The sequence below is a fragment of the Shewanella sp. GJ50-10 genome (assembly GCF_055808815.1).
This window is the reverse complement of the sequence record NZ_JBVVSS010000001.1, coordinates 3,063,023-3,087,491: the sequence shown is the minus strand read 5'-3', so window position 1 is coordinate 3,087,491 and position 24,469 is coordinate 3,063,023. Positions and strand designations below refer to the sequence as shown.

At 39.6% G+C, this 24,469-nt stretch carries 21 protein-coding genes; 12 read left to right on the top strand and 9 right to left on the bottom strand.

Annotation, left to right across the window (positions count from 1 at the left end; genetic code table 11):
• The first annotated feature begins 320 nt into the window (after positions 1-320).
• Together AC0L4E_RS12995 and AC0L4E_RS12990 are read left to right on the top strand one after the other, a co-directional pair.
• Complete coding sequence (locus AC0L4E_RS12995) at positions 321-1,121, top strand: MlaA family lipoprotein (protein WP_473679522.1); 801 nt, start codon at positions 321-323, stop codon at positions 1,119-1,121.
• 50 nt (positions 1,122-1,171) lie between these two features.
• Positions 1,172-2,341 (top strand): response regulator, encoded by a 1,170-nt coding sequence (locus tag AC0L4E_RS12990; protein ID WP_473679521.1) that lies wholly within the window; start codon positions 1,172-1,174, stop codon positions 2,339-2,341.
• A gap of 378 nt (positions 2,342-2,719) precedes the next feature.
• On the opposite strand, the gene AC0L4E_RS12985 is transcribed toward AC0L4E_RS12990, so the two are convergent.
• Positions 2,720-4,192 carry a peptide MFS transporter gene (locus tag AC0L4E_RS12985; RefSeq protein WP_473679520.1) on the bottom strand — a complete coding sequence of 491 codons (1,473 nt, stop codon included), beginning with the start codon at positions 4,190-4,192 and terminating at the stop codon, positions 2,720-2,722.
• A gap of 614 nt (positions 4,193-4,806) precedes the next feature.
• Here AC0L4E_RS12985 and AC0L4E_RS12980 point away from each other — a divergent pair.
• The 4 genes from AC0L4E_RS12980 to AC0L4E_RS12965 all read left to right on the top strand — a co-directional run bounded on the left by AC0L4E_RS12980 (position 4,807) and on the right by AC0L4E_RS12965 (position 8,048).
• Positions 4,807-5,367: an OmpA family protein gene (locus tag AC0L4E_RS12980; protein WP_473679519.1), complete on the top strand. Its 561-nt coding sequence runs from the start codon at positions 4,807-4,809 to the stop codon at positions 5,365-5,367.
• A gap of 22 nt (positions 5,368-5,389) precedes the next feature.
• Positions 5,390-6,214, top strand: a complete 825-nt coding sequence (locus tag AC0L4E_RS12975; protein WP_473679518.1) for a mechanosensitive ion channel family protein — start codon at positions 5,390-5,392, stop codon at positions 6,212-6,214.
• A 150-nt stretch (positions 6,215-6,364) separates the two neighbouring features.
• Positions 6,365-7,390 (top strand): low-specificity L-threonine aldolase, encoded by a 1,026-nt coding sequence (gene ltaE / locus AC0L4E_RS12970; protein ID WP_473679517.1) that lies wholly within the window; start codon positions 6,365-6,367, stop codon positions 7,388-7,390.
• 289 nt (positions 7,391-7,679) lie between these two features.
• Complete coding sequence (locus AC0L4E_RS12965) at positions 7,680-8,048, top strand: acyl-CoA thioesterase (RefSeq protein ID WP_473679516.1); 369 nt, start codon at positions 7,680-7,682, stop codon at positions 8,046-8,048.
• An 80-nt stretch (positions 8,049-8,128) separates the two neighbouring features.
• On the opposite strand, the gene AC0L4E_RS12960 is transcribed toward AC0L4E_RS12965, so the two are convergent.
• From AC0L4E_RS12960 to AC0L4E_RS12945, 4 genes are all read right to left on the bottom strand, one after another.
• Positions 8,129-9,430 (bottom strand): NAD(P)/FAD-dependent oxidoreductase, encoded by a 1,302-nt coding sequence (locus tag AC0L4E_RS12960; RefSeq protein WP_473679515.1) that lies wholly within the window; start codon positions 9,428-9,430, stop codon positions 8,129-8,131.
• 541 nt (positions 9,431-9,971) lie between these two features.
• Entirely contained in the window at positions 9,972-10,337 is a 366-nt protein-coding gene (locus AC0L4E_RS12955) for a cytoplasmic protein (RefSeq protein WP_473679514.1), read from the bottom strand.
• A gap of 478 nt (positions 10,338-10,815) precedes the next feature.
• Positions 10,816-11,964 carry an L-threonine dehydrogenase gene (gene yiaY / locus AC0L4E_RS12950; protein ID WP_473679513.1) on the bottom strand — a complete coding sequence of 383 codons (1,149 nt, stop codon included), beginning with the start codon at positions 11,962-11,964 and terminating at the stop codon, positions 10,816-10,818.
• 267 nt (positions 11,965-12,231) lie between these two features.
• The gene (locus AC0L4E_RS12945) at positions 12,232-12,852 is read right to left on the bottom strand and encodes a peptidylprolyl isomerase (RefSeq protein ID WP_473679512.1); all 621 of its coding nucleotides are present in this window, start codon (positions 12,850-12,852) and stop codon (positions 12,232-12,234) included.
• 319 nt (positions 12,853-13,171) lie between these two features.
• Between AC0L4E_RS12945 and AC0L4E_RS12940 the strand changes: the two genes are divergently transcribed.
• Entirely contained in the window at positions 13,172-14,455 is a 1,284-nt protein-coding gene (locus AC0L4E_RS12940; RefSeq protein ID WP_473679511.1) for a DEAD/DEAH box helicase, read from the top strand.
• Between the two features lie 38 nt (positions 14,456-14,493).
• A complete protein-coding gene (locus AC0L4E_RS12935) occupies positions 14,494-15,558 on the top strand; it encodes a CobW family GTP-binding protein (RefSeq protein ID WP_473679510.1) in 1,065 nt (354 codons plus the stop codon).
• Positions 15,559-15,715: 157 nt separating this feature from the next.
• Here AC0L4E_RS12935 and nadK read toward each other — a convergent pair whose 3' ends face one another.
• A complete protein-coding gene (nadK, locus tag AC0L4E_RS12930; RefSeq protein ID WP_220754827.1) occupies positions 15,716-16,594 on the bottom strand; it encodes an NAD(+) kinase in 879 nt (292 codons plus the stop codon).
• 98 nt (positions 16,595-16,692) lie between these two features.
• Between nadK and grpE the strand changes: the two genes are divergently transcribed.
• The gene (gene grpE, locus AC0L4E_RS12925) at positions 16,693-17,310 is read left to right on the top strand and encodes a nucleotide exchange factor GrpE (RefSeq protein ID WP_220754826.1); all 618 of its coding nucleotides are present in this window, start codon (positions 16,693-16,695) and stop codon (positions 17,308-17,310) included.
• Positions 17,311-17,433: 123 nt separating this feature from the next.
• On the opposite strand, the gene dxs is transcribed toward grpE, so the two are convergent.
• From dxs to xseB, 3 genes are read right to left on the bottom strand one after another with little or no spacing between them, the layout of a single operon-like run.
• Positions 17,434-19,320: a 1-deoxy-D-xylulose-5-phosphate synthase gene (gene dxs / locus AC0L4E_RS12920; RefSeq protein ID WP_473679509.1), complete on the bottom strand. Its 1,887-nt coding sequence runs from the start codon at positions 19,318-19,320 to the stop codon at positions 17,434-17,436.
• A 20-nt stretch (positions 19,321-19,340) separates the two neighbouring features.
• Positions 19,341-20,222, bottom strand: a complete 882-nt coding sequence (gene ispA / locus AC0L4E_RS12915; protein ID WP_473679508.1) for a (2E,6E)-farnesyl diphosphate synthase — start codon at positions 20,220-20,222, stop codon at positions 19,341-19,343.
• Between the two features lie 2 nt (positions 20,223-20,224).
• Positions 20,225-20,461 carry an exodeoxyribonuclease VII small subunit gene (gene xseB / locus AC0L4E_RS12910; protein ID WP_102529053.1) on the bottom strand — a complete coding sequence of 79 codons (237 nt, stop codon included), beginning with the start codon at positions 20,459-20,461 and terminating at the stop codon, positions 20,225-20,227.
• Between the two features lie 417 nt (positions 20,462-20,878).
• Here xseB and pomA point away from each other — a divergent pair, with 417 nt between their 5' ends.
• The 3 genes from pomA (at position 20,879) to thiI (ending at position 24,437) form a co-directional block, all read left to right on the top strand.
• On the top strand, positions 20,879-21,646 hold the full coding sequence (gene pomA, locus AC0L4E_RS12905; RefSeq protein WP_248983975.1) for a flagellar motor protein PomA: 768 nt from the start codon (positions 20,879-20,881) through the stop codon (positions 21,644-21,646).
• A 3-nt stretch (positions 21,647-21,649) separates the two neighbouring features.
• Positions 21,650-22,591, top strand: a complete 942-nt coding sequence (locus tag AC0L4E_RS12900; protein WP_473679507.1) for a flagellar motor protein MotB — start codon at positions 21,650-21,652, stop codon at positions 22,589-22,591.
• A 391-nt stretch (positions 22,592-22,982) separates the two neighbouring features.
• Entirely contained in the window at positions 22,983-24,437 is a 1,455-nt protein-coding gene (gene thiI / locus AC0L4E_RS12895; protein WP_473679506.1) for a tRNA uracil 4-sulfurtransferase ThiI, read from the top strand.
• The last annotated feature ends 32 nt before the right edge of the window (positions 24,438-24,469 follow it).

The window sequence follows — 24,469 nt, the reverse complement described above, 5'->3', positions numbered from 1 at the left end:
GGCAAATCTAATAGCACCTTTAAATATGTTCTATTACAAAATAATTGTTGATCTATGAAGTCTCGGCAGTATTCTTAGCGATAATTGACTTACTAGAATATTATCAAAAATCGCATTAAATCTATTTCGTTTGGTATTAATCTTTATCGACTCAAAATGTTGAAGCTTTAATGTTTCAGTGCATTTCCTGTTGCTGATAATTTATGCTTTACTGAGTAGTAGACTGGTTAGTTACTGTATTGATTTTGTGTATTATTAATTAATTTTAGTAGATTGAACTTTGTTTGTATTGGGTTAGTTATTCCCATAAAGAGAGATGTATGAAGTATAAATGGATGTTACTTTCTTTGTTGTTGGGTTGTGCTTCTACTTCAACAAAAGCAGAAGAAGTTAGTGTTGAGAGCCTTGAGAACACTGAGAGAGTTCAGACTCAAAAACCGGCTGTGGAGATTATCTACAATGATCCTCGCGATCCTATCGAAGGCTTTAACCGCGCAATGTGGGACTTTAATTACCTTATTTTAGATAGACATTTATTTCGCCCCATTGCCCACGGCTACAACGATTACCTGCCATCTCCCGTTAAGTCTGGTGTAAACAATTTTGTCCGAAATTTCGAAGAGCCAAGCTCTTTAGTTAATAACGCCCTACAGGGTAAGTGGGGCTGGGCTGCTAACGCTGGTGGACGTTTTACAGTGAATACAACCTTAGGTTTACTCGGGGTTGTGGATGTCGCTGACATGATGGGAATGGTTCGAAAACAGGACGACTTTAATGAAGTGTTAGGTTATTACGGTGTCCCCAATGGCCCTTATTTTATGGCGCCTTTTTTTGGTCCTTATGTGACAAGGGAACTCGCGACAGATTGGGTTGATGGTCTATACTTTCCTTTATCAGAGTTCTTGTTGTGGCAATCTATATTAAAATGGGGATTAAAAAATCTCGATTCTCGTGCTTCTGCTATTGATCAAGAACGTTTATTAGATAATGCGCTTGATCCATATACCTTTGTCAAAGAAGCTTATTTTCAGTATATGGATTACAAAGTTTATGATGGCAATGTGCCTTCTAAACAAGATGACGATGAGTTACTCGAAGAATACCTATCAGAGCTTGAGTAACCCTGCCGAAGTATCAAGCTTCTTCGGCAGTTAGCTGCCGAGGGAGTTGTATGGCATTAACAGATGTCTCAGTGCTTTTAGTTGAAGATGATTCAGTTTTTAGACAATTACTTGCGGATTTTTTAATTCAACAAGGTGCTGTTGTATTTGAAGCTTGTGATGGTGACGAAGGCGTCGTTGAGTTTCAATCTCATATTGTTGATATCGTCATTGCTGATTTAAGTATGCCAAGGTTAGGTGGCCTAGGTATGTTAAAGCAAATCCTCAAAATAAACCCTGCAATTCCCTCAATTGTGATTTCTGGCAACAATGTTATGGCTGATGTGGTCGAAGCGTTACGTTACGGCGCTAGCGATTATCTGGTTAAGCCTGTTGCAGATTTAAAAATTATTGAACAAGCAATTGAGCAAGCGATTTCACCCGCTAATTCACCTGAGCAATCCTTTGACAGTATTGAATTTGGCCCGTTAGATTTTACAGATAGAGATGCGGTGATGAATTCAGCGGCAAGTATGAGCCAAGACTTATCCTATCAAGAACTCAGTGATAACTTCACTTTGCTTGAACATAATGCAGAAGCAGCTAAAAGTGTTCAACAGCAATTGTTTCCAGCCTCCAATGTTCATTACCCCAAGGCTCAAATTCATTATAGTCTGTGTAAAAATAGCGATGTGAGTGCCTACTTTATTGATTCGACTATGGTTGGTGATAATCATTTGATCATGTATATGGCTCACTTTCACCCTGAAGATAATCGTGCGGCTTTTGGTTGTGTATTACTTAGAAGTTTCGTAAACCAGAAATTAAAATTGTATAGAAATGGCCTCAGCACGACCTTGGTTGAGCCATTTAATATGTTGAGCTACCTCAATGACAGAATGGTTAACTCTGGTTTGAATCTATATGTGGATATTGTTTATGTCGCGCTAGAGTTGAACAACTTTCGGGTCGCCATTGGCCAAGCAGGTAGCGGATTAAGGTGTTATTTAAGAAATGATAGTGGTATAGCGCCTCTTGCGCTTTCAGAGTCCTTACAGCTAGGTACAGTTGAGTGGAATAAGCCTAGTATGCAATTTAGAACCTTAATGCCAAATGAGAAGATTTGTATTGCGAGTAATACTTCTCATCATCGGAATCTATTAATGAAGAATAAATTTGATGGTTTATTTTATGATGAAGATTTACCAGCTGGTGGTTTTATGGAACTAGAAGTTATCTGATGTTTTCTTTAGCACTAGGGCCTGTTGTTCTTTGCTGGTTAAGTTTTGTTCGAAATAAAAGCGTTTTAATTGAGGCGGATGGATTGATGCCTAGTCATCTAAGCAAAATTCATCCAACAAAGAGTAAAACGCTTTTAGTCGAACCCTTTGGGCAGCGTTTGTTGGCCATTTTTACTGCGTTATCGACTTTTTATGTAGAATAACTACACTACAAAGTCTCTACCTTGTATAAATGGCCAACAATTCGCTGCAAAAACAACCTTAAAAGATCAACAGGCCCTAGCTTGTATGCCGAAGATAATCGTAAATTGATATATGGTTTGAACATAAAAAAACCTCGCAATAGCGAGGTTTTTTTGTGAACAATAAACTCAGTAACTAGCTAGGTTTAATTGCTTCATGTTCAGCTGTAACTGCGATTTCTTCTGCTAAAGCTTCTTCTTCAGTTTCATTGTGACCTTCTGCGCCATGCATCCAGTCAACTAACTTGTCAGCCATGAAGTAAAGGATAATACCAGATACCGCTGAAGTGATTGCGATACCCGCGAAGATAGCCATTGCGTTAGCTAATTGCTCTTCTTTCTCTCCGCCATGTCCAATGAATGAACCAACGATACCGCCTACTTTGTTTGCAATAGCAACGAATAGGAACCATGCACCCATCATAAGCGAAGCGATACGCAGAGGAGCAAGTTTAGTTACCATAGAAAGGCCGATTGGAGATAAACATAATTCACCCATTGTATGGAAGAAGTATGCACCGACTAACCACCACATGCTTGACTTAGCATTTGCGTCGCCGCCCATTTCAAGTACAGCACCAATCATGAATAAGAAACCAATACCCAGAAGCACAAGACCTAATGCAAATTTGACGGGTGAGTTTGGTTCATTCTTGCCAAGGCGGATCCAGATAGAGGCAATCACAGGTGCAAAGATAACAATGAACATTGCGTTAAGAGATTGGAACCATGTAGTAGGAACTTCCCAGCCGCCAATCATACGATCGGTGAAGTCGTTGGTGAATAAGTTCATTAGACCACCGGCTTGTTCAAAACCAGCCCAGAAAATGATGGTAAATAGACCCATAACCATGATGACTTTAATACGGTCACGTTCAATTTTAGTCAGTGGCTCTTTACGCACTTCACCCATTTCCTGTTGCTTTTCTTTTTCAAGTTTAGCTGCAGGGTAGCGACCAATATCACCCAATAGTTTTTGAGCAAAAATAAATTGGATGATTAAAGAAAGCACCATACCAATACCAGCACAAAGGAAGCCCATTTGGAAGTTACCGTCGTAAGCAGCAACAACTGAACCTACAATGATACCTGAAAGGAATGCACCAACGTTGATACCCATATAGAAGATAGTAAATGCGCCATCACGACGATGGTCGCCTTCTTCGTATAAGTCGCCAACCATAGTAGAGATATTTGGCTTGAATAGACCGTTACCAATGATTAGGGTAAATAGACCAAAATAGAATGCAGTAGTTTCAGCACCTGGGATCCAGCTATGTGGGAAAGCGAGGATGAATTGACCAGCTGCCATTAATGCACCACCAATCATGATGGCTTTACGTTGTCCTAAATAATTATCAGCTAACCAACCACCGATGAGTGGGGTTAAATAAACAAGACCGGTGAAAGTACCGTAAAGTGAGATTGCATCACCTTGTGTCCAACCAAGACCATGTCCACCTTCTGTTTGAACTTTATCTACAAGATATAACACCAGAATGGCGCGCATTGCGTAGTAACTGAATCTTTCCCAGAGTTCTGTTGTAAACAGCAGGAAAAGCCCCTTGGGATGACCAAGCATGGTCCCCTGTGGTTTTGCATTGCTCATTAAGTCTTCCACCTTAAGCTTGTGATTGCCTGCGGGACAAAGGTCGCCACAGAAATTGTTGTCTGCAATGGTAATTAATTTCAACGTATTGATATTTTCAGGCTCAAGCCTTTTAGTGTTTCAATTTAGTTGCTATAAAATTAATCACTTTGTTGTTTATTTATTATATTAAATATCGTCTTTTTAAAGTTTTAATCATGAAAACCTCAAAAAGCTAACCTTATATACCCTTTAAAGCCCCTAGAAGTCAATGCTAGTGGGGTATCTGGCAGAGCAAATACTTGTACAAAATCACCATTTAATACAAATGCTGAGTTACGTATGTTGTGGTTTGGTGGTTTTTTGTAAATGTTGTTCTTTAAAAGTATTAGCAGTGAAAATGGAGCTCAAATGACAAATAATTAAGCACTTTACCTTAATCGAGTAATTAGCGAGTCTTAGAATTGAATCTATACTTGTGTTTAAGTTTGTTAATTGCTTTTCAAAGTCTTAACAAGGCTATAAAATGCAACTCATTGGATTTATGCTGCTAAAGTGAATTGTGGTGATAGTTGTTAATGTTTTTGCAACAACTTTAAGTGGTAATTCTGGTAACTGACAAGGTTGGAGGTAGGATGTTTTTTAAAGTATTACTCTTGTTAGTGTGCATATGTGTCAGCCTGCCATGTTTTGCTTGGGAAGATACCGACAAAGATGGTGTTCCTGATAAAAAAGATGCCTGTCCAGAGACACCAATGGGCGTTGTGGTGTTAGCTAATGGGTGCCAAGAAATTTCTGATTTAATCCCAGAGAGTGAATTACAAAACTTGGATTTGCAGCTGAATCAAATCAGTCATGTATCTTCAGAGCAGCTTTTGAAGATTTATTTTGACTTTGCCCGTGCAGACGTTTTGACCACACAATTTCCAACAATTGAAAAAATGTTACCTTTTTTGAGGGAAAGCCAAAATATTTTATTAGTTGGGCATACCGATAATGTCGGTTCTGAACAAACTAATTTGAACCTTTCTTTGCAAAGAGCCTTATCTGTAAAAAAGGTATTAGTTAATCAGTTTGCTTTTGAACCAAGCTCGTTAACAGTGCTAGGTAAAGGCAGTGTTGAACCAGCGGTTGTAAACAACACTGCTCAACAAAGACAATTAAATAGACGTGTAGAATTTATAGTAAAAAAATAATTTTTATTAAGGGAGTACAACAATGGAAAATATCGAAGGTCTAATGGATCAAGCACCTGAGTTTATAATGACTTACGGACTTAAAGTTGTCATGGCAATTGTGATATTTATCGTCGGTAAATATCTTGCTAAAGTGGCTAAAAAACTAACAACAAAAATGATGTTAGGCCGTAAAATTGATGAAACAGTGGCTTCATTTGTTGGCAATTTAGTTTGGGGGTTGGTGTTTGTATTCACCATCATTGCAACTTTAGGACAGATTGGTGTACAAACAGCTTCTCTTGTCGCTGTTATTGGTGCCGCAGGTCTTGCTGTTGGTTTAGCGCTTCAAGGTTCATTGTCAAATTTTGCCGCAGGTGTGTTGATGGTTATCTTCCGTCCGTGCCGTGTAGGTGATTTTGTTGAGGCAGCTGGTGTTGCTGGTGTGATTGAAGAAATTACCATTTTCTCTACTAAGCTCCGCACAGGTGACAATAAAACTATTATTGCTCCAAACTCTGCGATGATGGACGGCACAATTACTAACTACTCAACTAAAGAAACTCGCCGAGTTGATTTGGTTATCGGTGTTGGTTACACGTCTGATATCGCAGAGACTAAGAAAGTCATTTCTTCTGTATTAGACAATAACCAATATGTGCTTAAAGATCCTGCATACACAGTTGCACTTGGTGAACTCGCAGACTGTTCTATCAACTTTGTGGTTCGTCCATGGGTTAAGACTGCCGATTACTGGCCTGCTCATTTTGAGTTACTAGAACAAATTAAAAATGCTTTAGATGCAGCGAATATTGAGATCCCATTCCCGCAAATGGATCTTCATTTAAAAGATATGCCAGCTCAGTAATATTGAATGAGTAGATTAAAAGCCAGCATTAAATGCTGGCTTTTTTGTTTGCGAAATTTAACTCAGCGCAGGTAATATTTTTTAAGGTAGAATGAGTTTCTAATAATTTTAAACTGCTTTTAAACGAGCTTGATGTAGTTGAGAATAAACATGATAGATTTTCGAAGTGATACCGTAACCAAGCCTACCGATGCTATGCGCAAAGCCATGGCTCAAGCTGAGGTGGGTGATGATGTTTATGGAGATGATCCTACCGTCAACCGTTTGCAAGATATGGCCGCTGAGCGTTTTGGCTTTGATAGCGCCTTATTTGTAAGTTCGGGTACTCAAGCTAACTTATTAGCGCTTATGAGCCACTGTGAGCGCGGTGACGAGTATTTATGCGGTCAACAAGCTCATAATTACAAGTTTGAAGGTGGCGGTGCTGCAGTTTTAGGCAGTATTCAACCCCAACCACTTAATAATCAAGCTGATGGAAGCATTTTACTTAGCGATATTGAAGCAGCAATAAAACCTGATGATGTTCATTTTGCGCAGACTCGTTTGTTGAGCATTGAAAACACTATTGGTGGTAAAGTTTTACCACAACAATACTTAGCCGATGCGCAAACTTTAGCGTTCAATCGAGGTTTGAAAATCCATTTAGATGGCGCGCGCGTTGCTAACGCTGCAGTTGCTCAAAACGTTCAAATAAGCGAAATTACTCAATACTTTGACTCTGTGTCTATTTGCTTATCAAAGGGCTTAGCTGCGCCTATTGGTTCAATTTTATTAGGTGATGAACGGTTAATCAATAAAGCCGTACGCTGGCGTAAAATGCTCGGTGGTGGAATGCGTCAAGCGGGGATCATCGCAGCAGCTGCTGAACTTGCAATTACAGATCAAGTTGAGCGACTCGCTGAAGATCATGATAATGCTGCTTTACTTGCGCAACATTTAGCGGAAATGCCAGAATTAACTGTTGATGTTAAGCAAGTACAGACCAACATGGTTTTTGCAGAGTTAGATAAACGCTACGATGTAAACCATTTAACCTTGTTATTAGTGCAGCAGGGAATACTGATTAGTGCGACTTACTCATTACGTTTTGTTACGCATAAAGATATCAGTCGACAAGACATTTTAACTTTCATCGATGCGTTAAAAACTTGCTTACCTCAATCAGTTGTTAAGTAATCGGTTTTTAAGTGATCGATTGTTAAGTCGTCGATAGCCAATTAATCAATAGTCATGTCATCAATAGCCAAGTAAACGAAAGTTTTAATCTTGAATAGCTTCAAAAGCATAACTCATTTGGGGTTATGCTTTTTTTGGTGCAAAGGTTTTAAAATCTGCTTCTAGTTAGTTCAATAATCTGAATACTATAAAAGCATATTTGTATAAGGTGTTTAGTATCAAAAGCTTGCTTTGCTGGTATCGTTCTTGCTACCTCTTTGGGGGTGTTCATAATGTAAGGATCAATATAATGGAATATATAAGCCGTCATATTGTAAAACCTATTGATTTAAATTCTGATAAAAACCTTTGTTGCGGTCAATTGTTAAGTTGGTTGAATGAAGAAACATCGCTTTTCGCCCGCTGTGAAATGCACAGCAAATTATTAATGGCTAAATTGGTTTCAGAGATTAACTTCATGAGCCCAGCAAAGCTTGGTGATGTGATTGAGTTTGGAATGGAAGTGATTAGTTTGGGACAAAGCTCGATCACTCTTCGCTGTAAAGTACGAAACAGCTTTAACAATGCGCCAATCGCTTTTGTGGATAAAGTGGTATTCGTCAACATCAATGAAAGAGGCTTGCCAGTACCTCACGGCATAAGAGCTAACGCGGCTTAACCTGCTTGGTATATAAAAGCCAGCTTCAATGATATTGAAGCTGGCTTTTTAATTTAGCGTGATAACAACTAAATTCTATATTAATGTAGTTTTAAGTGTGGATGAATAATTCGGCCAATACCCTTGGCTAGCATCATCAAGGTGCCTTTTACCACACCATGTAATTCAATCAAATGACGACGGTATAGCGAAGTATATACAAAGCGTGCAATCTTACCTTCCACTAACACACCGCCACCCATGAATGACATCAAGTTACCTACAGTATGAAACTTTGATAGATTAACCAGTGAACCTAAATCTTTATAAACATATTCATTACTCGGCGCTTTACCTTCCAACATTAAAATAATGTTGTCAGCGGTCATCAATGCCATTTGTCTAGCTGATTGACCACGAGGAGGCACCCAGCTGCCATCTTCTTGAGGGCATGCTGCGCAGTCGCCAATTGAGAAAATGGTGTCATCAAGTGTGGTTTGCATATTTTGCTTCACCATCACTTGGTTAATATGGTTACTTTCAAGGCCACCAATATTGTTCAAGAAGTCAGGTGCTTTTACACCAGTAGACCAAATAACCATATCTGAAGGAATGAGGTTGCCATTCGTCGTTGATAAACCTTCTGGGCTCACTTCCGTGATACGAGTATCGGTCATCACGTTCACACCGAGCTGTTTAAGCTCACGGGTGACAGAGTTTGATATTTCAACTTTATCGACTTTTGGCAGAATACGTTCATCAGCTTCAATTAATGTCACTTCAAGCAGGCTAGTATCAATTTTATAGCCAAAGCCACTTAGCTGTTCCACTGCATGATGCATTTCGGCTGACATTTCAACGCCCGTTGCACCAGCGCCAACCACTGCAATTTTGATTTTTTCGTCAAGTTGATGATGGCTTGCGTAACGCATGAATTTATTCAGTAAAATTTTACGAATAGACATGGCTTGCTCAGTGTTGTCTAAGAACAAGCTATGCTCTTTAACACCTGGAATTTTAAAGTCATTGGCAACACTGCCAATTGCAATAACAGCGTAATCGTATGGGATTTTACGCGCTGGAAGTAATTCTTGACCATCTTCATCATTAATTGGAGCAAGAATAATGTGTTTATCTTCTCGATTAATATCGATCATCGCACCTTGCTGAAAATGATATCCATGATCTGAAGCATGGCCGCGATAGCTAATGGCATCAAGACCAATATCAAGTGCACCAGTAGCAACCTCATGTAATAAGGGTTTCCAAACATGACTTTCTGCACAGTCAACTAAGGTGACTTTTGCTTTACCTTTTTTGCCGACTTTACGGCCTAATTTAGTGGCTATTTCCATACCACCTGCGCCGCCACCTATGATGACGATATTTGGAACTGCTTGCATCCTGTGATGCTCCTTTACTTGAGATTAAATAGAATCAGGTAAAATTTCTTATATCAATAGCGTAATTAACCAAGGAGTAACTTAGTTTATTCTGGCTGACTGCATTGGGATTGAGTTGATTTGTGTGGCTAGTTAGCCATAAGAGTTAAATCAACAACATAGCGCTTACGCTAAATTCTTGTACATCAATAATTTCGACACAGCGAGTGGCTGGAATTGATTTTTACTGGGATAAGAAATTAATATGGGGTGTTTATATATCAAGCAATGGTTGCTTGTCTTCAATAGTTAATCAAAGTGTGAACCAATATTGATACAGTTTGTATAAATGAGGATTTGATCACTTTTATAAGCAGTGGATTAAGAGGAGGAAGAAAAACAAAACCGACAAGCAAAACTTGTCGGTAATACGAGTACATCACTAACACTATAAATAAGACTAAAAAATAACTAAAAATAAACGTTTGAATCTGAAATTTAGTTGCTATTTAAAGCATGTAATCGTTTTTGTGCTAGCTTTTTGTAACTTGGCGTAGTTTTTTTACTGAGCTTTAGCTAGGCGACCATTATAGTCTTCAACAAGGTGAGCGATAATCTTTTCAGGATCTGCGTCCTGACAACATTTATCTAGGAACACTTTGAAGGTAACTAATGAATGGGCATTGTTGAACATACGATTACTTTGCATTGCATAGTAAGTATCATCGGTGTTGGATTTTCTTACGACAAACTCGCCGCTTTCAAAAGCTTTAGTACCGGGTTCATCATGCCACTTTGTGATTCTGTTTAATGCGATTTCACTAGATTGATTGACTTCGACATGATTTAACCAGCTGGCTGGTTTTTCGTTTTCTTTGTAATGAGGACATCTTACGGTGTAGTTGTACACGTGAGTGATTGCTGTCATAGCTTACCTACTTTTTTAAGAATGTAATTCATCATAGACCGCTAATTTAACTTTGGTCAACGGTTATTTATAGAAGTTAGATCTAGTTAACAAATGTTCTGGTATTAACTTTTTTAAGTGTTAAATATCAAGCGCTTAAATGTTTACGGTGAAGTGCTTTAGCGTTTGTTTTTTGTACTGCGCAGCTTAAGCTACACTTTTTTATAGCTGGAAATTCAGCTATAAAACTTTCCAAGTAGAAACCTATGCACATTTACAATTTGAATGTGCATAGTGATTCATTTTTACAGCAAAATTTCGGGCTATTTTGCGATTTTAGTTATCGCAAAATTATTCAATCGAATACCTAATTAAGCCGCTACCTAATACAATCTCTATATTAAAATGTGACTACTCATACCATACAACTCAATAGCATCGTAAACTCATGCAGCCGTTATATTATGCTGTCGTTACATATAGTGTAGTCACTTTATATTTATAGTGCGTTAGTAAATATTTCACAAATCTCAGCGTGAGTTGCTTGTTTAGGGTTAGTAAAACCACAAGCATCTTTTAGTGCATTATCAGCAAGAACCGGAATATCTTCAGGGTTAACACCTAATTCGGTAAGGTTAGCCGGAATATTAACTGCGACCGATAAAGCCTTAATTGCATCAATTGCTGCTTCAGCACCTTGCTCATCGCTTAGGCCTGTAATATTAACGCTCATTGCTTTGGCGATATCTTTTAACTTCGCAGGAACTACTTTTGCGTTATAGGCTTGTACATGTGGAAGTAACAGTGCATTACAAACGCCATGCGGTAAGTCGTAAAAGCCACCTAATTGATGCGCCATAGCGTGAACATAACCTAAACTTGCGTTGTTAAATGCCATTCCTGCTAAAAACTGTGCGTAAGCCATTTGCTCACGAGCATCAATATTATCGCCTTGCTCAACAGCATTAATTAAGTTTGCTTGGATTAATTCAATAGCTTTGATTGCACAAGCATCGGTGATTGGCGTTGCAGCGATAGATACATATGCTTCAATCGCATGGGTTAATGCGTCCATACCAGTTGCTGCTGTCAATGCAGCAGGCTTTTCAATCATTAATTCAGGGTCATTAACAGATAAAATTGGCGTGGTATTTTTATCAACGATAGCCATTTTAATATGACGTTTTTCATCTGTGATAATACAAAAACGGGTCATTTCACTTGCTGTGCCAGCAGTCGTATTAATTGCCACAAGCGGCATTTGTGGCTTAGCGGACATGTCTAAACCTTCATAGTCACTAATTTGACCGCCATTAGTTGCTACTAAAGCAATGCCTTTTGCACAATCATGAGGTGAGCCGCCACCTAAAGAAATCACAAAGTCACATTCATGAGCATTTAACATTGCTAACCCAGCCTCTACATTACCCATTGTTGGGTTAGGTTGCACTCCGTCAAACACAAAAACGGCAATGTCATTGTCAATGAGCTTGCTAGTCACTTTCTCTACTAATCCGATGTTTACTAGTGGAGTATCAGTGACGATTAATGCACGTTTAAATCCTAAGGTTTTAATGTCATTAATTGCTTCATCAACACCACCTTGACCAATCACATTGACACTTGGGATAAAAAATTTAGTAGCCATAATATGCCTCTTTAACGCGTAAGTTTATAAATGATAAAATTCTTTTCTGTCGTTAAAGTAACAACCAAACGCACTGCTTTTTGTGATGAAAATCATATATTCATACTTGTTTTGTTTGATTTTGTAGTTTTAATACCAAATAGGGAGGTAGCGCTAATTTTGCCATTTAGGTTTGAACTAACGCATATTTATGTAGGAAATAAAAATGCCTATAACTAAATTAGTTATAGGCATTTAAAGTGTTTTAATTAGAAATTTTTAAGACGTTTACATCGCAGGGCAATTCGCTTCACTTACACTAGTGATGACAATGTCTGTAACAGGCACATCGTTACTCGTGCTGGTAATGTTGATTTGGTCAGCCACATCTAATCCTTCGATGACTTGACCGAAGACTGCGTAACCAGGACTCGTGCTATTTTGATAATCAAGGTCAGTATTAGTTAACGCATTAATGTAAAACTGTGAGGTGGCTGAGTTAGCAACGTTTGTTCTTGCCATTGCAATTGTATAATGAGCGTTTGTTAGCCCTTTATTTGATTCAAGTTCGATTGGATCATAACCAGGTTTTTCAACCAAACCTGAGGTAAATCCACCACCTTGAGAAACAAAATTATGAATAACGCGATGGAATATCGTGCCATCATAAAATTTATCATCAACATAACGTTTAAAGTTTTGCCCTGTGATAGGGGTATTGGTTGTATCTATTGCTAGAGTCATATCCCCAAGTGTTGTAGACATCAAGTAACAAATATCGGCACTTAGCTCAATATCTTCTACAGGTGGGACGGGATCTGGGTCGACAGGAGCTGGAGAGCTTGAATCTGAACTTCCACCGCAGGCTGATAAAGTCAGTGCAAATAGCAAAGGGTACAACAATTTCATTTTAGGCCTTTATTGTTTTGTTTTTGTAGCGCTTATGTTGCTCAAATGGGGTGTTGATTGCAATAGGAAATAGCGCAAGATACAAACTGTTACTTCGAAAAGGGTGATTAATCATTTCCCAATGGTTAATAGGAGCTAATAAAGAATAGTTAAAGTCATAGTGAAGATAATAGTTACACATTAAAACATCGCTAAATGGCAAATTTGATATTACTTCTGTGTTTAAGGGGAACAACTTTAAACCTTGCGAATAAATCGCAAAAATAGGCTTTAACCGTTACAATGACGCCATTATTGGTAGTGTAAATTAGAGAAACATATGACTTTTGATTCAATTGGCTTTTCACAGCCTATATTAGATGCAGTAACGGCTTGTGGTTATGACAGCATGACGCCAGTGCAGCAAGTTGTGATGCCATTGGCCATTGATGGAAAAGATATTCTAGCCAGTGCGCAAACTGGAACAGGTAAGACTGCGGCTTTCTCATTACCGTTACTGTCCTTATTAGAACAACAGCTTAGTGAGCAAGATAATAAAACTGCTTGGCAAAGGCTGCGCGTATTGATCATGACACCGACTCGTGAGCTTGCGATTCAGATTGAACAAAATATTGTCAATTACGCTCAGTTTCTTCCGTTTGAAAGCGTTGCTGTTTATGGTGGTGCGAGTATTAATCCTCAGCGTAAAGCGTTAACTAAAGGCGTAGATATCCTTGTTGCTACGCCTGGTCGCTTATTTGACATTATTGGTCAACATGAATTGGATTTATCGTTTGTCACTCACCTAGTGATAGATGAAGCTGACCGTATGCTGGATTTAGGCTTTGTTAAAGACATTGAAAAGGTAAAGCGTTTAGTTAATCGCCAGCATCAAACCATGATGTTTTCAGCAACTTATTCAGAAGCGGTAAAAAGCTTAGCGGCAAAAATGCTAAATGAACCTGAGTTTGTGCATGTGTCAAATCAAACGACAGCAGATACCGTTTCTCAATCGGTGTTCCAAGTGGATAAAAGACGCAAAGCGGAGTTATTGTCAGAACTTATTGGCCGTAATAATTGGCAGCAAGTTATGGTGTTTACCAGCATGAAAGAAACGGCTGAACATCTTTTAAAAGAATTGAAATTAGATGGCATTAAAGCTGCTGTTTTTCATGGTGATAAAACTCAAGGTGCAAGGAACAGAGCGCTAGAGGAGTTTAAGTCAGGCAAACTTAGAGTCATGATAGCGACTGATTTGGCAGCTAGAGGCTTAGATATTGAAGCATTGCCATTGGTGATTAATTTTGAATTACCACCTGAACCTGAAGATTATGTCCATCGCATTGGACGAACTGGCCGTGCTGGCTTAACTGGCGAAGCAATATCGTTAGTGGCACAAAATGAAATGGATTTATTAGCAGATATTGAAGCATTAATTAATTCTCAAATAGATATTCATATTCAGCCAGGTTATGAAGCTGGAGCGCCTTTACCTGCAAGGTATCGTGAAGTTGAAGCTGCAAAACCTAAAAAATCTTTTAAGCATAAAAGACCAAGTGGCAATCGAGGTAGTGATAAAGCGAAGCCAACTCGTCAAGGTAAGTACGCTAAAAAATCCAAGTAAACTTTTATTTAGCTACTCTAGAACAAGGAAGTTGCAGCGTGATCCTCAAACGTATTAATACCAACATTATTACTGGCTTTTTAGGAGCTGGTAAAACCAGCCTTATTTTGTCTTTACTCAAGTTAAAGCCTGAAAATGAAACATGGGCTGTGTTGGTTAATGAGTTTGGCGAGATTGGAATTGATGCAGGCCTTATTAGTGGTGTAAATACTGGAGATCAGATTGTGATTAAAGAGGTTGCTGGTGGCTGTCTTTGCTGCGCTGCTGGTATTCCTACACAAGTTGCTATTAATCAACTTATTCAAAAAGCTAAGCCTGATCGATTGTTCATTGAGCCAACAGGCTTAGGGCATCCTGCTGAAATTCTTAAAGTGCTCACTAATGAGTTTAATCAACAAGTATTAAAAGTGAATCAGACCGTCTGTGTGGTCGATGCGCGTAAAATATTGGATGAACGTTATTGTGAAAACGAGAATTTTAATCAGCAACTGCAAATCGCCGATATTGTTTATGCCAGTAAGGTTGATTTATATGAGCAACAAGAACTTGATGACTTGAGAATATTTTTAGAGCAATTTGAAACGAATAAATCTTTAATTAGTTCAGCCAGTGATAACGTCATAGCAAATTTGTTTATCGCACTTAATGAGTCCCATAAGCCAGTTATTAAAAAAGCGCAGCCGTTAGGTTCAATGACAAAGGCAAACTCGCTGTTAAGCCCTCAATCGACCTCGATATTTCAGTCAACTGCGAGTACAGAGCTTGAACAGCAGATGATTGAATTCAATCAGTTGGGTTACTGGTTAAAAGCTAACGAAGGCGAGGGTGCCTATAGTATTGGCTGGATATTCGAGCCAAGGTTATGCTTTGATTTCGATGCCTTGATAAAGTTAATTAATCAATTAATTGAGCAAGATATTGTCAGGTTGAAAGCGGTGATGATAACCGAAGAAGGCATTGCAGGATTTAACATGGTAGACAGTAAACTGTCTGTAATGGAGCTTGATGAAACCATGGACTCACGTATCGAGATTATTGCTTTAGCGCCATTAGGTGAAACAAAGCTTACTCAACAGTTGTTAGCATGTTTTGCGATAGATTAACTGCTACCGATAGATAACCTTAGAAAATAGATAACTGCAGGAAACGAGTCGCTAAGACTCATTTCCTGAGTGAAAATCTTATTGCAGAATAAATCTTGCAGCTGTTCAAGTTAGCTTTACCTTGAAATGAAGATTGTTCCGGTTTTAGCAAATGCGGCTAAAACAGCTTGCTGCCCCAGCCTAACTTGGCGCGTAATACATTAAAGTAATTATGACCTTTAGGGTGAATCATTCTTAATCTATCTTCGCTACGACTAATTAAAATCTCATCGCCTGGTAGTACTGACAAATGCACATGACCATCACAACTGACTTCTAAATTTTCACCATTGTCTGGCGATACAACCAATTTAATAGTACTACTGGCATCTACAACAATAGGTCTACAAGACAGTGTATGGGGAAACATCGGCACTAATATCAGCGCTTGCAGGTTTGGGGTTAAAATCGAGCCTCCGGCAGAAAGTGAGTATGCCGTCGAACCTGTCGGGGTAGATACAATCATACCGTCTGCACGTTGGCTGTACATGAACTGGTCATCGATATAAACCTCGAACTGGATCATGTGAGCGACTTTACCTGGATGCAATACCGCTTCATTCACTGCTGTATTACTTGATTTGAGCATGCCATGACGATGAACTTCAGCTTCAAGTAAAAATCGATATTCTGTGTCGTATTGACCATCTAACACTTTAGATAAGGACTCTTCAAAGTTATCTGGCGGTAAATCAGTCAAAAAGCCTAGGTTGCCGCGGTTAACACCGATCACTGCAATATCGTATCTCGCCAATACTCTGGCCGCACCTAACATATTACCGTCACCGCCTACGACGATGGCTAGGTCGCAACGCTCACCTAATTCAGTTAAATCAACAGATTCAATATCAACTTTGAGTTCAGAGGCCACTCGCTCTTCAGCTAAAATCTCAAAGCCTTGCATAGACAACCAATGGTGCAAACGCTTCAAAGTGAGGTTTGTACCTTGGTGATGTGGTTTGCCGATAAGGCCAATTGTTTGGAACTTTTTGGTCATATTAGTATTTGATTTGCTCAAAGGCTTGAAACAAAGAAATTGATCCCCATAATATGCCCATAGTAATCAGAAACAAAGCATTTTTAGCTGGAGTGAAAATGAGCAACGAGTCGAATAAAGCAGATCAAGAAGTAATTGATGCAGAAGTAATCACTGATGTTGAAACAGAAGTAGAAGCTGAAGCAACACAAGAAGTTGATGAGTTAACTCAAGCTAATCTTAAAATTGAAGCATTAGAACAACAACTTGCGGAATCTCAAGCTGCACTAGCTGATCGTAAAGATGTTGAAATTCGTGCTGCTGCAGAGACGGCAAACATCCGTACTCGTGCTGCAAAAGATGTAGAAAAAGCACGTGCTTTCGCTTTAGAGAAGTTTGTAAATGAGCTTTTACCTGTGTTAGACAACATGGAGCGAGCGTTAACAGGTGTTAATCCTGAAGATGAAGCGACTAAAGCTATTGTTGAAGGCGTTGACCTAACAATGAAAGGTTTCTTAAGTTCTGTTGAGAAATTTGGTGTGGTACAGGTTAACCCACTAGGTGATGCATTTAATCCTGAGCACCATCAGGCTATCGGTATGCAACCAAGTGCTGAATACCCGAAAGACACTGTTATGCTAGTGATGCAAAAAGGCTACACGTTAAACTCACGTTTATTGCGTCCTGCTATGGTTATGGTTTCGCAAGGCGGACCAAGCGTAGATACTCAAGCATAAATGGCTTTAGTATAAAACTTGCAAGATATTTGATTGGGGAGTTTGATGAGCGAATTTCCCAATTTAATGTATAAAAAAGGACTGCGATTGCAGTCCTTTTTTGTGGCTGATTTATATTAAACTTTAGCCAATATATTGTTGGATCTGTTCTAGTACACCAGCGCCATCAAGTTTTAACTCTTGAATGATTTCATCTGGTGCGCCGTGCTTAATAAATTCATCAGGTAAACCAATTTGTAGCACAGGCTTGATGATTTTCATTTTTTGCAAAGCCTCGATTACACCGCTACCTGCACCGCCCATAATGGCGTTTTCTTCAAGAGTTACGATAATGTCATGACTGTTTGCAAGTTCAGCCAGCAGTGCTTCATCAAGGGGCTTAACAAAGCGCATATCTGCAACGGTTGCATCTAAAGTTTCAGCGGCTTCAAGCGCAGCTGCCAGAGTCGTACCGAAGTTAATGATGGCAATGCTTTGGTTTGTGCTTTGATTATTTGCGCCTTGGCGCTTAATCAACCCTTTACCAATTGGCATCTTTGTCATTTCTTCGGTTTGCTCAATACCTGTAGCGCTACCACGAGGGTAACGAACTGCAGTTGGACCATCTTTATAGCGATAACCGGTATACAGCATTTGGCGACATTCATCTTCATCAGACGGCGCCATTATCACCATGTTAGGTACACAACGTAAAAAGCTTAGATCAAACGCACCTTGGTGGGTAGGACCATCTGCGCCGACAATACCACCACGGTCAATAGCAAATAATACCGGTAAACGTTGTAATGCCACATCATGAATGATTTGGTCATAACCACGTTGTAAGAAGGTCGAATAAATTGCGACAACAGCATTGAAGCCTTCACAGGCAAAACCCGCACCTAAAGTAACAGCATGTTGCTCTGCAATGGCGGCGTCAAAGTATTGTTTAGGGAATTTTTGCGAGAACTCGACCATTCCCGAGCCTTCACGCATGGCTGGTGTGATGGCTAACAGTTTTTCGTCTTCTTTAGCAACATCACACAACCACTTACCAAACACTTGTGAAAAGGTTGGTGAACTCGGTTTAGCTTTAGGTTTTCTAAACTGAGTGTGATCAAATTTAGGTACTGCATGCCAGCCAATAGGATCTTTTTCTGCAGGCTCATATCCACGACCTTTTTTAGTCATGATATGTAAAATTTGCGGCCCTTTAAGGTCACGCATATTTCGCAAGGTTTCAACGAGTGAATCAACGTCGTGGCCATCAATTGGGCCAATATAATTAAATCCTAACTCTTCAAATAGGGTTCCCGGTACGACCATACCTTTAAGGTGTTCTTCAGTACGTTTAGCCATTTCTTTGATGACAGGCATGCCCTTAAGCACTTTCTTACTGCCTTCACGAATGGTGGTATAAAAACGGCCAGACATTAGCTGAGCTAAATGGTTGTTTAACGCACCCACGTTTTCAGAAATTGACATCTCGTTGTCATTTAATACCACTAACATGTCATTGTGCAGATCGCCCGCGTGGTTCATGGCCTCAAACACCATACCACCAGTCATCGCACCATCACCGATAACGGCAACGACCTTACGATCTTTTTGCTCTTTTTCAGCAGCAACAGCCATCGCTAGCGCTGCACTAACAGAAGTGCCGGAGTGGCCAACACTAAAAGTGTCGTACTCGCTTTCTTCACGCCAAGGGAAAGGATGTAACCCATTTTTTTGACGTATGGTGTGCATTTGGTCGCGGCGACCAGTTAGAATTTTGTGCGGATACGCTTGATGACCTACGTCCCATACAACACGATCAAATGGCGTGTTGTAGACATAGTGAAGCGCTACTGTTAATTCAACAGTACCCAGTCCTGAAGCAAAATGGCCACTAGAGTTACTTACTGACTTGAGTAAGAATTGTCTTAACTCATCAGATAGTTGTGGCAGCATGCCTTGAGGCAGCTTTTTTAAATCTTCAGGCGTATTGGCTTGAGCTAATACGGGAAATTGAGAATTATCGAAACTCATAAGGAGATAAACTGTCTCTTTTATAATCTTCGCGCAATGATATAGCGGGCGAAGTCTGCAATTAACTGGCTATTGTAGGTCAAATTGGCCAGGGCTGATAGTGCATCGTTAATTAGTTGTTCGGCGCATTTGTTTGCACCGTCAAGTCCAAGTAAGCGCGGGAAAGTGCTCTTATTGGCTTCTTCATCACTGCCTTGGGGCTTACCCAGCTCTTCAGTACTGGCAGTAATGTCTAAAATGTCATCTTGAACTTGGAAAGCTAAGCCGATATTAGCGGCGAACTCTCGAATCATTTTTTGTTCATCTTGGTTAGCATTTGCTGCAATTAATGCCAGTTCTGCTGCGCAGCTAATAAGTGCACCCGTTTTTTTATTATGTAACTGGGTTAGCTGTTCAAGATTTATACGCTTATCTGTTGAACTCAGATCAATTGCTTGTCCGCCACACATTCCGCTGTAACCCGAAGCTTTTGCAAGGGCAGTTACCATAGCGAGTTGCTGAGGTGGCGTAATATCGTCACTTGGCTGACAAATAAGTTCAAAAGCCAGTGTTTGCAATGCATCACCAGCAAGGATAGCTGTGGCTTCATCAAAAGCGATATGCACTGTAGGCTGACCACGACGTAGTGCGTCATCATCCATAGCAGGCAAATCGTCATGAATTAATGAATAGGCATGAATACATTCAATCGCAGCCGCAGCATTGTCTAGGTGTTCTATTTTTGCACCTAGCATTTCGCCGATACTGTAGACCATAAAAGGACGAATCCGCTTGCCACCTAATAAAGCGCCATGGGTCATGGCTGCTTTCAATTCAGGTGCTGTATCATCTAGTTCAGCGAGTTTATTTCGTAGAACATTGTCGACACGTTGTTGATACTTTTCAATTGCTTGGGCTAACACGCTTATTCGCCTTCAACGGTAAATGGGCTCAGGTTGGTATCGTCTTCATCCAATAAGATTGATACTTTCTGTTGTGCTTGTTCAAGCTTGGACTGGCTTTGACGAACCAGCTTAATTCCACGCTCAAATTGTTTGAGGGCACTGTCTAGTGTGACTTCACCTTGCTCAAGATCTGCAACGATGTTTTCAAGCTCCGATAAGGACTCTTCAAAACTAAGATTCTCAGGTTTTTTTGCCACAATTATTATTCCTTCTGTTGTGCGGAGGACAAGGTATATCAGGGCGGGCTAAGGGTCAAATTGAGTCGTAGTTTATTTGCTCAATAGCACGCTTTGTGACTGAAAAATTATACAATTAATAAAAAATATCTAAACTTGGGCTAAGTTTGACCGATAACTATAACGAATGCCAGTTTCCTTAATCGCCTAATAATATTCTTCTTCATTAAAACAATCGTTTTATAAATGAGAATTGATGGAATTTTTATCACAACTGGTCATTTTTTATTAGAATGCTGCGAATTGAGTGTTTTTTTGTTATTTGAACTATTATCCCTGTCACTCAGGGTGTTACATTGATATTCATAACGCGGTTAATCATGTTGATGGTTATCAGTCAGTACGGCAGCATTTAAAGACTGCAATCAAGGAGAAATTGTGGATTTAGCAACCCTAATAGGTTTGATCGGAGCCTTTGCTTTTATTATTGGGTCTATGGTCAGCAGTGGTGGTATTTCCATCTTTGTTGATGTGCCGTCAGTGATGATCGTATTTATTGGTTCATTATTCGTCGTAATGATGAAGTACAATTTAAAGCAATTTCTTGGGGCAGTTAAAATTGGCGCCAAAGCCTTTATGTTTAAAATTGATAAACCTGAAGACTTGATTGAACAATCGGTGAATATGGCTGATGCTGCTCGTAAAGGCGGATTCCTAGCATTAGAAGAAGCCCAAATTACTAACAGTTTTATGCAAAAAGCGGTCGACATGCTAGTCGATGGCCATGATGGAGATGTGGTTCGCGAAGCACTTGAAAAAGATATTGCACTGACTGAAGAGCGTCACAAAACAGGCGTTGGCATTTTTAAATCATTAGGTGATGTCGCTCCTGCAATGGGGATGATTGGTACTTTGATTGGTCTTGTTGCCATGTTATCAAACATGGACGATCCAAAATCTATTGGCCCTTCAATGGCTGTAGCATTACTTACTACACTGTATGGCGCCATCATCGCCAATATGATTGCGATTCCAATTGCAGACAAATTACAACTAAGAATGGCTGAAGAGTTATTGAACCGAAACCTCATTATGGATGCGGTATTAGCGATTCAAGATGGGCAAAACCCTCGCGTTATTGAAGGCTTCCTTAAAAACTATTTATCAGAAAAACAACGTCAAATTGATACAACGGACGGAGAATAACTCATGGCTAAGAAAGCCAAGTGTGATTGTCCACCACCCGGAGCCCCATTATGGTTAGCAACCTTTGCTGATCTGATGTCATTGTTGATGTGTTTCTTCGTGCTACTGCTAGCATTCTCTGAAATGGATGTGATGAAGTTTAAGCAAATTGCCGGTTCAATGAAGTACGCTTTTGGTGTGCAAAATAAAGTAGAAGTAAAAGACATTCCTAAAGGGACTTCAGTCATCGCGCTGGAGTTTCGCCCGGGTAAACCGGACCCAACCCCGATTGAAATTATCAATCAGCAAACTAATGAAATGACCCAGCAAACCATTGAGTATCAAGCGGGTGATGATGCAAGTGCTGGCGGCGTGCAAAAGCAACAAGGTGAAGATAGAGGTGGTAATGCTGCAGCAACGGCGCAACAACAAGCGCAGGCCCAGCAATCTCAAGCGTCATCTGAGCAAGAAAACATTAACGATCAAGTTAAAAAAATGGCTGAACAGCTGAATGAAGAAATCGTAGATGGTGCCATCGAAATTGAATCATTAGGCCAACAAATTATTATTCGTATTCGCGAAAAAGGCTCATTCGCCTCGGGTTCTGGATTTTTACAACCACGTTTTAAACCTGTTGTACGCTCTATTGGTGATTTACTGAAAGATGTGCCAGGGATTATTACTGTCTCGGGACATACTGATGGTATGCACATTAGTAATGAGCTTTACAGCTCGAATTGGGACTTATCCAGTAAACGGGCTGTAGCGGTGGCGCACGAGCTTGCTAAAGTCACTGGTTTTGATGAATCTAGAATGCAAGTGGTTGGAATGGCGTCAAATGCGCCATTAGTGCCAAACGATTCTAATCAGAATAGAAGTCGAAACCGCCGGGTTGAAATTGCCATTGAACAAGGTAAAGCTAAAGAGTCTAGAGAGATTGAAGCGATTCCTGCGCCAGAACAATAACGATTGAATTTTGGCTTTGGTTTTACTTATGATTTTATCTGTTTTCGGACAGCTTAGTGATTTTAAACAAGTTTCAAGTGAACAAAAAAAGGCCGTTTTAATAATAGTAATGCACTTTTATTAAGCGGCTTTTTTATTGAGTTTCGTTTAACTCACACAAACTGGATACAGTCTGCGTAACGCTATTTAATGTGTTTGGTAAATAGCCAATTTTTGCTATAATCCCGCCCTTAAATGACTAGTCACCTTACTAGTCATCGTTTTTTATGCCTGTTTACACCAATAATGTAGCTAAAAGTGAGCTCTCAAATAACCAAAGAGAACGACTTTAAAGCGGCAGATTATTAGTGTTAATGAGGCTTATACCGAATCAGATGCCCGCGGAAGTCCAATGAAGTTTATCGTAAAGCTATACCCAGAAATCATGATGAAAAGTAAAACCGTTAGAATGCGTTTTACTAAAATCCTTGAAACAAACATTCGCAATGTACTTAAGAAAGTCGATGAAGATGTAAGAGTACAACGCCAATGGGATCGCATCATGATCCATGTAGCTAGTGATGAACAAGCAAGAATTGATGCTATTTCTGCGCGCTTAGAGTGCATTCCAGGTATTGCACACGTCATTCAAGTTGATGAATACAGCTTTGAATCGATTGATGATATTTACCAGCAAGTTTTACCTGTTTATAAAGATGAGCTCGCAGGTAAAACTTTCTGTGTTCGTGTTAAGCGCACAGGTAAGCACGACTTTAACTCTATTGAAGTTGAGCGTTATGTTGGTGGTGGATTAAATCAGCACACTGAAGCCACAGGCGTTAAGCTTAAAAACCCTGACATGACGGTAAATTTAGAAATCGATCATGAAAAGCTTTATATGGTTGTACGCCGCATTGAAGGTTTGGGTGGATTCCCAATGGCCACTCAAGAAGACGTACTGTCGCTTATTTCAGGTGGTTTTGACTCTGGTGTATCGAGTTACCAGTTTATTAAGAAAGGCGCACGTACGCATTATTGCTTCTTTAACTTAGGCGGCGCACAACATGAAATTGGTGTTAAGCAGGTTGCTTACCATTTATGGCAAAAATACGGTGAGTCACACAAAGTGCGCTTCATCACAGTGCCATTTGAACCAGTAGTTGAAGAAATTTTAGAACGTATTGATAACGGCCAAATGGGCGTTATCTTAAAGCGTGTGATGATGCGCGCAGCGACTAAAATTGCTGAAAAATACGGTATTCAAGCATTGGTTACAGGTGAGAGTTTAGGCCAAGTTTCTAGCCAAACGCTAACGAACCTTAACGTCATTGACCGCTGTACAGATTTATTGATTTTACGTCCGCTTATCACTATGGATAAACAAGACATCATTAACGAGAGTCGTAAAATTGGTACTGAAGATTTTGCTAAGGCGATTCCTGAATATTGCGGCGTGATTTCGCAGAAGCCAACAGTAAAAGCGGTATTAGCTAAAATTGAAGCCGAAGAGCTTAAATTTACAGAAGACTTAATCGATCGCGTTGTAAATGATGCGGTAGTTATCGATATTAAACAGATTGCTGAAAAGGTTGAAACCACCGTTAGCGAAACTGAAACGGTTGAAGCTATCGATAATGGTAACGTAGTGATTGATATTCGTGCCCAAGATGAAGAAGAGCAAAATCCGCTTAAAATCGACGATACAGAGATTTTGAAGATCCCTTTCTTTAAATTAGCGACTCAGTTTGCTGATTTGGATAAAGAGAAAACCTATTTACTATATTGTGACCGTGGCGTGATGAGTAAACTTCAAGCACTATACCTAACCGAGCAAGGTTATAGTAACGTTAAGGTATATCGTCCTTAACCACAGTTTGATAATGTCATAGACAATATCAA

What these genes read in the sequence shown, in the direction of transcription:
- AC0L4E_RS12995 (WP_473679522.1), top strand. Translation starts at nt 321, where the DNA reads ATGAAGTATAAATGGATGTTACTTTCTTTGTTGTTGGGTTGTGCTTCT.
- AC0L4E_RS12990 (WP_473679521.1), top strand. Translation starts at nt 1,172, where the DNA reads ATGGCATTAACAGATGTCTCAGTGCTTTTAGTTGAAGATGATTCAGTT.
- AC0L4E_RS12985 (WP_473679520.1), bottom strand. Translation starts at nt 4,192, where the DNA reads ATGAGCAATGCAAAACCACAGGGGACCATGCTTGGTCATCCCAAGGGG.
- AC0L4E_RS12980 (WP_473679519.1), top strand. Translation starts at nt 4,807, where the DNA reads ATGTTTTTTAAAGTATTACTCTTGTTAGTGTGCATATGTGTCAGCCTG.
- AC0L4E_RS12975 (WP_473679518.1), top strand. Translation starts at nt 5,390, where the DNA reads ATGGAAAATATCGAAGGTCTAATGGATCAAGCACCTGAGTTTATAATG.
- ltaE (WP_473679517.1), top strand. Translation starts at nt 6,365, where the DNA reads ATGATAGATTTTCGAAGTGATACCGTAACCAAGCCTACCGATGCTATG.
- AC0L4E_RS12965 (WP_473679516.1), top strand. Translation starts at nt 7,680, where the DNA reads ATGGAATATATAAGCCGTCATATTGTAAAACCTATTGATTTAAATTCT.
- AC0L4E_RS12960 (WP_473679515.1), bottom strand. Translation starts at nt 9,430, where the DNA reads ATGCAAGCAGTTCCAAATATCGTCATCATAGGTGGCGGCGCAGGTGGT.
- AC0L4E_RS12955 (WP_473679514.1), bottom strand. Translation starts at nt 10,337, where the DNA reads ATGACAGCAATCACTCACGTGTACAACTACACCGTAAGATGTCCTCAT.
- yiaY (WP_473679513.1), bottom strand. Translation starts at nt 11,964, where the DNA reads ATGGCTACTAAATTTTTTATCCCAAGTGTCAATGTGATTGGTCAAGGT.
- AC0L4E_RS12945 (WP_473679512.1), bottom strand. Translation starts at nt 12,852, where the DNA reads ATGAAATTGTTGTACCCTTTGCTATTTGCACTGACTTTATCAGCCTGC.
- AC0L4E_RS12940 (WP_473679511.1), top strand. Translation starts at nt 13,172, where the DNA reads ATGACTTTTGATTCAATTGGCTTTTCACAGCCTATATTAGATGCAGTA.
- nadK (WP_220754827.1), bottom strand. Translation starts at nt 16,594, where the DNA reads ATGACCAAAAAGTTCCAAACAATTGGCCTTATCGGCAAACCACATCAC.
- grpE (WP_220754826.1), top strand. Translation starts at nt 16,693, where the DNA reads ATGAGCAACGAGTCGAATAAAGCAGATCAAGAAGTAATTGATGCAGAA.
- dxs (WP_473679509.1), bottom strand. Translation starts at nt 19,320, where the DNA reads ATGAGTTTCGATAATTCTCAATTTCCCGTATTAGCTCAAGCCAATACG.
- AC0L4E_RS12900 (WP_473679507.1), top strand. Translation starts at nt 21,650, where the DNA reads ATGGCTAAGAAAGCCAAGTGTGATTGTCCACCACCCGGAGCCCCATTA.
- thiI (WP_473679506.1), top strand. Translation starts at nt 22,983, where the DNA reads ATGAAGTTTATCGTAAAGCTATACCCAGAAATCATGATGAAAAGTAAA.